This window comes from Paraburkholderia diazotrophica (assembly GCF_900108945.1).
GTDB lineage: Bacteria > Pseudomonadota > Gammaproteobacteria > Burkholderiales > Burkholderiaceae > Paraburkholderia > Paraburkholderia diazotrophica.
Genome location: NZ_FNYE01000021.1, coordinates 128,483 through 135,999, shown reverse-complemented (window position 1 = coordinate 135,999; position 7,517 = coordinate 128,483). Strand labels below are relative to the sequence as shown.

Genomic DNA, 7,517 nt, shown 5'->3' with positions numbered 1-7,517 from the left:
AGCACACGCGAGCCGCTGCGGGTGGGTCAGCACGATGCAGACCTCCGTCGGCGCGCCCATCTTCTCGACCGCCTCGAACGACACGACCGACAGCGTTTGCGCGCTTGCCGTGCCTGGCACATCCAGGAAGTACGCCTGACGTCCGGGAATCGCCGTCAGGCCGGATACAAACTTCCTCGCGTCGTCAATCAGCCTTGCCATTGTTGTTTATCTCTTGTCTGATGAGCACTGCTTCGCAACCGCCATGCACGCGTCATCTGCGCACGCGACACGGAGCTGGGGCCTAACGGTAACCGTATCCATAGTCCTCTGTGAAGGGGGTGGAGCTGTTCATGCCAAGGCGCGTTGCTTTTCGTCCCACATTGACAATTCGTGACTTTCGGTGCTGGTTTTGAGATGTATGGTGTGCTAAACGTTAATCGACGAATGCCTGCCATACCTGCGTTCCAACCGCGATTCCAGAAGCCGCGCTGCGACTGTACGCCGTGCTGCCGTCATGACGATGATCACAGTACATGACGCGGTATATGCCGATGCGAGCCCGTCATTCGTTGCGTTGCGCTTCACCGGATGTATGGTACTGATGTTGATGGACGACAGTCCACCAACGCTGAAGCTAGGAACGAAGGCCGGGAGCCACTGTGCAGCATCACTTCAGGATTCGTGTGAATGCGTCCCGGGCGCATCGACTGCCCCGTTCGCAACTGGCATAGCGCGTTGTGGGCTGTATCGCCGGGCGGCCAGTGTCGTCCGCGTTCGGCCAATGGCTGCTGGCTGCTGTCGCCCGGACAGCACGTCGAGGGAGCCGGAAATTGACTGCAGGACAACCGGGGGAATGACAATGGCAAAGATGCTGGCGATAAAGGGCAACAGGACAACGACCGGGGGAGAGGTGCTCGAGGGAGACGAGTCGTTCTCGGACGACAACGGGGCGCTCGCGAAAAACATGGGATTTGCATCCTGCCCGCGCTGTGGCCATAACGGTCCCATGTTGGGCACTGCATCGGGCTGGGGATTAACCGGGGCAAGCGCCGTGCGCGATGGCGATATCGTGGCTTGTCAGTGCCCGCGTGGTACGAACCGGGTTATCGCACGCTCGACGTACTACGACAGCGAATGACGTCTACGCGCTGCATCGCGACGATGCATATAGCCAGTTTCGCGAATTGAACCACGAGCGCACTGCATGATCGTCAGGTGGCGTGGCATGCGGCATGGAATGGACGCTCTCAAGTCGAATCGCTCCTCTCGTTTTGCTTCTTCCAGCTACGCGAAATGCTTCGGTCGGATTGCCTCGCGTTAGAGGAGATCGGCGCAACGTAAGTAATCTGCATTCCTACATGAATGGTGATAAACCTGCATACGGTAAGGCGTTCCCGATGAAGAAGATGGGCGTTCGACTACGCTCTGTGAAGTAGCCGAGCGACGTTTTCGCGGAATTGCTTAACTTTTACAAAATTTCACGCGCGATGCAACAGAATACGATTCACGACGAGTAAGAAGTCGTGTTAAAAATTCGGTAGTGCGACGGAATACTAACTAACAAAAATGCGAAGGACGTAGAGATGAGCGAAAGTTTCCAGAACGAGGTGCCGAAGGCACGCATCAATTTGAAGCTCGACCTGCATACGGGCGGCGCCCAGAAGAAGGTCGAATTGCCGCTCAAGCTGCTCGTGATGGGCGACTACAGCAACGGTCAGGACACGCGTCCGCTCGCGGAACGCGCCAAGGTCAATATCAACAAGAATAACTTCAACGCGGTACTTTCCGATCACGCACCCAAAGCCCGCATCGCAGTCGAAAACACGCTCGCGGGAGACGGCTCAGAACTGCCCGTCGATCTCGAATTCCGTTCGATGGACGACTTCAAGCCGGAGAACGTCGCCAGCAAGGTGCCTGAATTGCGTGCATTGATGTCGGCTCGCAATCTGCTTCGCGACCTGAAGTCCAATCTCCTCGATAACGCCACGTTCCGCCGCGAGCTCGAACGGATCCTGAAGGACCCTGCGCTGTCCGATCGTCTGCGCGATGATCTTTCGAAAATCGGCGAATCAAGCTCAGAAGCTGCCTAAGGTCCAGACAATCAAAAGAAGAACATAACTATCATGGCAAAGAACGAAACACGTATTCACGAGACGGCTGGGGCAGACACGGTTGTACTCGACGCGCCGGGAAAGAGCGTCTACGAGTCGCTGTGCGAGAAGATCAATTTGAAGCCCGTCACGGCTACCCGGCCATTCGAGTCGTTCCAGAGCGCGGACGCGTTATCGGAGTCGTCGCTGGACGAGCGCGTTGCGCAGGCGATGAACGTCTTCTTGAAGATGATCAAGGACTCGTCACAGCATGTCGACCGTCTGGACCGAAGCCTGCTCGATTTCCATATCGAGCATCTCGATCAGCAGATCAGCCGTCAGCTCGACGCGATCATGCACAACGAGACTTTCCAGAACATCGAATCGGCATGGCGCGGGCTCAAGTTCCTGGTCGACCGCACGGATTTCCGCAAGAACGTGAAGATCGAAGTGCTGGATGTGTCCAAGGACGCACTGCGCCAGGATTTCGAAGACACGCCCGAAGTCATTCAAAGCGGGCTCTATCTGCACACGTACATCCAGGAGTACGACACACCGGGTGGTGAGCCGATCGGCTCGATCATCTCGAACTATGAGTTCGACCGTGGTCCGCAAGACATCGCACTGTTGCGCAACATCGCGAAGGTGTCGGCCGCTGCTCACATGCCGTTCATCGGCTCGGTTTCGCCGCAATTTTTCGGCAAGGAAGCGATGGAAGACGTCGCGAGCATTCGCGACATCGGCAACTATTTCGATCGCGCCGAATATCTGAAGTGGAAGAGCTTCCGCGAATCCGATGACGCTCGCTACATCGGCCTTACGTTGCCGCGTTTTCTGGCGCGTCTCCCTTACGGCCCCGACACGGTTCCCGTGCGCGCCTTCAACTACACGGAATCGGTCAAGGGCCCGGATCATAACCGTTATCTGTGGGCCAATGCGTCGTTCGCTTTCGCAGCGAACATGGTGAGAAGCTTCATCAAGAACGGCTGGTGCGTACAGATTCGCGGCCCGCAAGCCGGTGGTCTGGTCGAAGATCTGCCGATCCATCTGTACGATCTCGGCACGGGCAATCAGGCAAAGATTCCGAGTGAAGTGCTGATTCCCGAAACTCGCGAATTCGAATTCGCCAATCTTGGCTTCATTCCGCTGTCGTATTACAAGAATCACGACTTCGCATGCTTCTTCTCGGCGCATTCGGCGCAGAAGCCGACTATGTTCGACACAAAGGAAGCAACCGCGAATAGCCGCGTCAACGCGCGCTTGCCGTACATCTTCCTCCTGTCGCGTATCGCGCATTATCTGAAGCTGATTCAGCGCGAAAACATCGGCACGACCAAAGACCGGCGTCTGCTCGAACTCGAACTGAATACGTGGATCAAGTCGCTCGTCACCGAAATGACCGACCCGGGCGACGATCTCCAGGCATCGCATCCATTGCGCGAGGCTCAGGTGACGGTTGAAGACATCGAGGACAACCCCGGCTTCTTCCGGGTAAAGCTCTTCATCATCCCGCACTTCCAGATCGAGGGCATGGACATCAACCTGTCGCTCGTTTCGCAAATGCCCAAGGCGAAGAACTAATCACGCTGCTTCAGACAGCGCGGACTGCACAGTGCCCGAGGCGCGCTGTGCAGTCCCGTACCCTTAAGCGGTTCGGTATCGCGTAACCGGGCGCCACTTCGCACACTAGCAGGCATGATGAAGATTACGAGACCGCTGTGGGCTCAGGGGATTTTCATGACCCCACAGCACTTTCAGCAGCAGGCCATGTGGGACCGGTTTGCTGACGAGCGCGTGGCACGCATTGCAAGTCCTGATCCGTGGGGCGTAACCCACGTTGCTTTCGATACGCACGCGCTCTCGATCAACCGGCTGCAGTTGACTTCGCTCGCCGCACGGTTGTCCGACGGAACTTATGTCGATTCGGAAACGTCGGATCGGCTACCACCGTCTCGCGATCTTGCCGAAGTGCCGGCACAACTCGACGCTGCAACCGTATTGATCGGTCTGCCGCTGATAGATGCGCAGGGCGGCAACTGTGTCGAAGACGGCGAACGGCCCGCCCGCCCGCGTCGTTTTCTGCGTGAGTACTTGCAGGTCGTCGATGTCAACGGCGAGGGGAAGGAAGAGATTAGTGTCGAGCGTCACGCACTCGCGCTGCTGTTCGATTTCGAGCAGGCCGGTGATTACGTGACATGTCCGATCGGTCGCATCGTGCGCAACGCGCAAGGGCGTTTCGAATTCGACACATCGTTCGTTCCGCCTTGTCTCGTGCTGTCGGCGAACGAGCAACTGCTCGCGCGGATGAACCGGTTCGCGGAGATTCTGCTCGCGAAGAGTGCGAGCCTCGCAGTGCGTCGCCGCGAGCGCTCGGATCAGATCGCCGACTACGCCGTCGCGGACGTGTCGCTCTTCTGGCTGCTGCATAGCGTCAACACGACGTGGCCGGATCTGGCGCGCCTGTGTCAGGCGCCCAATCAGCATCCCGAGCGGCTTTATGGCGTGCTGGCGCGTCTTGCCGGCTCGCTGCTGACCTTTTCGACGACGGAATCCTTGCAGGCCATTCCCGCATACGATCACCGCGCGCCGGAACCGGTATTCGCAGAACTGGAGTCGCTGATTCGCACGCTGCTGGATACGGTCATTCCTTCCCGCGTCGTGCCCGTGGCCCTCGAACGCGTCAAGCCGACGGTCTGGGTGGGCCGCTTCAACGACGAGCGGCTTGTCGAAGGGGCGGACTACTATCTGTCGGTGCAGGCAGGCCTGCCCGCGCATCAACTGCTCGATCAGGTGCCGCGTCTTTGCAAGGCGGGCGCGCCTGACGAAGTCGAGCAGATCGTCAATTCGGCGCTGCCTGGCATCCCATTGCGCACGATGTCGCGTCTGCCTGCCGCGATCCCTGTCCGCATCGAAAACCAGTACTTCGCGCTCGATGGATCGCATCCGGCATTCGCCCGAATGGTCGCTGCGCGCGCATGCCAGTTTTACATACCGGCGTCGATTCCGGATGTATCGCTGGAGCTTTATGCGGTGCTGCCGACATGACGAACGCTTTCCATCCGGAAAACCAGCCCGATTTCCATGTGCTGCCTGTCGCGTTGCGCGACACGGCGCTGCTGGTGACTCAACTCATGCAGGACGGCGTACCGGGGGCGTACGACGGGTTCCGGCGGACATGCAAAGAACAGGTTGCGCATCTTCGCAAACAGATGTCGGCTAAGGGACATCCCGCTGACGTCGTCGAAGATGCAGCGTACGCGCAGTGCGCACTGTTGGACGAAATCACCCTCAGCTGTCTGAGCGGCAACGATCGCGACCAATGGGAGCGAGAACCTTTGCAGGTGCAGGAGTTTCGCAGCCATGATGCAGGGGATGAACTCATTCGCCGTATCGAACGGCGGCTGTCAGAACGGCAGCCTTCGTTGACGTTGCTCGCCGTGTTCAATGCCGTGCTGAGTCTCGGCTTCAAGGGCCGGTTCGCGCTTGACGGCGAGGACGCGCGCTCCGCGCTGATGCATGCAATCGACGAGCGGCTCCAGCGCGGCGGCTGGCGGCGCGCCGATCCTGCGACGACGACCGTGATCGTAACGGCGCCCTATGCGCGCCCATGGTATCGCCGCATGAACGCGCTGGCATGGGTTGCTGCCGCCTGCGTTGTGTCAGGCGTGGTCTACCTGATGCTCGATCGCTGGCTGTCCGCGTCGATCGAAAATCTCGCGCGCTGATGGTGGCCGTCGTGTCCGGTTATCCCTGGCGGTCTGTGTTCGTCTGGATTGCGCTGCTACCGCTCATCTGGCTCGCTCTGTTTTCGCCGTGGCCGGTTGGTTGGAACGGCGCATGCGCTTCGCTGATCGTGCTCGCGGCATTGATTTGCATCGCGCTTGCCACGCGGCGCATGCGCGAACGGCGTGCGTCGACTCAGCATGTGCTGCGTTCCATCGACGCCGCGCTCGCGTCGTTGCCCGCCGACATCAAGCGCAATACGCCGCTCGTATTGACCATCGGCGAATCGGGCAGCGTGCTCTCGCGCGTGTTCGACAAGCACGCTGTCATCGTGACGGAAGCGGCCATATGGGTGCGTCACGATGACCCGTCGCGGCTGATGCATCTCGCCGACGCCCTCAAGCGCTGGCGCGGTGGCCAGGGGCCCGATGCCGTGGCATGGCTGATGACGGCTGATGACGCGACCAGCGCCGTCGCGTTGCAGGCCGCGCTCAAGCGCTGGCGCGTCGCGATTCACGAAGCGTGCCGGGCGCTCGGCTACCGGTTGCCCGTGTGCGTCGCGTTGTACGGGACGGAAAACGGGCAGACGCCATCCGATTACCCATGGTTCGGTGTGTCCGGCTCGACCGCGCTGGAGATGCGGACTACGGCGGAGCGAATTGCCGAATCGCTCGGCGCATTCGTCGAACGGGCGCAGCCCGACGACCGGCAGCCGCGCGCATTCGTGGCCGCGCAGCTGGAAGCGCTCGTGCGCTGGGGTTGTGAAGCTGTCTTGCCGCCGCTGCAGGACACGCAGCGCGGCGCGCAGCCGCTGACGTTGCACGCGTTCGGTGTCACGGCGGTGGCCGGCCAGCGTGCACGCGACTCGCTGCATGCGCAATTCGTCGCTGCGAGGACCGCGCTCGACATGCCTGCCGGTGCTGGCATCACGCAGCGATATCCGTTGCCGCTGCCGCTCATTCGCGGAATTGCGCCGCAGCCGGCTCGTCGCGCGTTGCCGGGCGCGCTCGCTCATGCGTTCGCGTGGCTCGCCGTGTGGTTTTGCGCGGCTGCCGCGGCGTCGGCATGGCAGAACCGCGCGCTGGTTGCCCGCGTGACGGCCGACATGACGCGCTATCAGGCGATTCCGCCCACGCAGGACGCCGCGCGCGTGGACGCGCTCGCGGCTGTCAAACAGGATCGGGACCAGCTCGAACGATACGCAAGCATGGGCGTGCCGCCGCGCCTCGGTCTCGGGCTTTATCGCGGCGCGCCGTTGCTGCCGCTCGCGAACCGCCTGATCGCGAGTTATCAGCCGCCTGCTCCTCCGCCATCGACGATCGAGCTGGACAGCATGTCGCTCTTCGACAGCGGCAGTGCGAAGCTCAAGTCCGGCTCGAACCGGGCGCTCGTCGGCGCGCTCGAGATGATCAAGGGGCATCCGGACAAGCGGGTGCTGATTGCCGGCCATACGGATTCGGTCGGCAGCCCGGCCAGCAACCTGATGCTGTCCGAAGCAAGAGCCGCAGCCGTGCGCGACTGGCTCGCGGATGCCTCCGGTATCTCCGTCACGCGTTTCGCGATTCAGGGTTACGGCGACACCCGCCCAAAGGTTTCGAACGATACCGACGCGGGCCGCGCGCAAAACCGGCGCGTCGAAATCACGTTAGTACCCGACTGCCGCGACGATCGTGGCAACGGTTTTACCCATGGCCATCCGGCCTGCTCATAGAAGGAGAAGAA

Annotated in this window: 7 protein-coding genes; 6 read left to right on the top strand and 1 reads right to left on the bottom strand. The window is 60.7% G+C overall.

Annotation, left to right across the window (positions count from 1 at the left end; genetic code table 11):
- The coding region (locus tag BMW76_RS24590) for a hypothetical protein (protein WP_143062306.1) at positions 1 to 201 on the bottom strand (201 nt) is incomplete at its 3' end.
- 640 nt (positions 202 to 841) lie between these two features.
- Between BMW76_RS24590 and BMW76_RS24585 the strand changes: the two genes are divergently transcribed.
- The 6 genes from BMW76_RS24585 to BMW76_RS24560 all read left to right on the top strand — a co-directional run bounded on the left by BMW76_RS24585 (position 842) and on the right by BMW76_RS24560 (position 7,506).
- A complete protein-coding gene (locus tag BMW76_RS24585; RefSeq protein ID WP_090869931.1) occupies positions 842 to 1,120 on the top strand; it encodes a PAAR domain-containing protein in 279 nt (92 codons plus the stop codon).
- 445 nt (positions 1,121 to 1,565) lie between these two features.
- Positions 1,566 to 2,072 carry a type VI secretion system contractile sheath small subunit gene (gene tssB, locus BMW76_RS24580; RefSeq protein WP_090869914.1) on the top strand — a complete coding sequence of 169 codons (507 nt, stop codon included), beginning with the start codon at positions 1,566 to 1,568 and terminating at the stop codon, positions 2,070 to 2,072.
- A gap of 33 nt (positions 2,073 to 2,105) precedes the next feature.
- Positions 2,106 to 3,653 carry a type VI secretion system contractile sheath large subunit gene (gene tssC, locus BMW76_RS24575; RefSeq protein WP_090869912.1) on the top strand — a complete coding sequence of 516 codons (1,548 nt, stop codon included), beginning with the start codon at positions 2,106 to 2,108 and terminating at the stop codon, positions 3,651 to 3,653.
- Positions 3,654 to 3,770: 117 nt separating this feature from the next.
- Positions 3,771 to 5,117, top strand: coding sequence for a type VI secretion system baseplate subunit TssK (gene tssK, locus BMW76_RS24570; protein ID WP_090869930.1), 1,347 nt, complete (start codon positions 3,771 to 3,773; stop codon positions 5,115 to 5,117).
- Positions 5,114 to 5,797, top strand: a complete 684-nt coding sequence (locus BMW76_RS24565; protein ID WP_090869910.1) for a DotU family type IV/VI secretion system protein — start codon at positions 5,114 to 5,116, stop codon at positions 5,795 to 5,797. The genes tssK and BMW76_RS24565 overlap by 4 nt, the downstream gene beginning before the upstream one ends.
- Entirely contained in the window at positions 5,797 to 7,506 is a 1,710-nt protein-coding gene (locus tag BMW76_RS24560; RefSeq protein WP_090869908.1) for an OmpA family protein, read from the top strand. Before BMW76_RS24565 ends, BMW76_RS24560 begins: the two co-directional genes overlap by 1 nt.
- The last annotated feature ends 11 nt before the right edge of the window (positions 7,507 to 7,517 follow it).

What these genes read in the sequence shown, in the direction of transcription:
- BMW76_RS24585 (WP_090869931.1), top strand. Translation starts at nt 842, where the DNA reads ATGGCAAAGATGCTGGCGATAAAGGGCAACAGGACAACGACCGGGGGA.
- tssB (WP_090869914.1), top strand. Translation starts at nt 1,566, where the DNA reads ATGAGCGAAAGTTTCCAGAACGAGGTGCCGAAGGCACGCATCAATTTG.
- tssC (WP_090869912.1), top strand. Translation starts at nt 2,106, where the DNA reads ATGGCAAAGAACGAAACACGTATTCACGAGACGGCTGGGGCAGACACG.
- tssK (WP_090869930.1), top strand. Translation starts at nt 3,771, where the DNA reads ATGAAGATTACGAGACCGCTGTGGGCTCAGGGGATTTTCATGACCCCA.
- BMW76_RS24565 (WP_090869910.1), top strand. Translation starts at nt 5,114, where the DNA reads ATGACGAACGCTTTCCATCCGGAAAACCAGCCCGATTTCCATGTGCTG.
- BMW76_RS24560 (WP_090869908.1), top strand. Translation starts at nt 5,797, where the DNA reads ATGGTGGCCGTCGTGTCCGGTTATCCCTGGCGGTCTGTGTTCGTCTGG.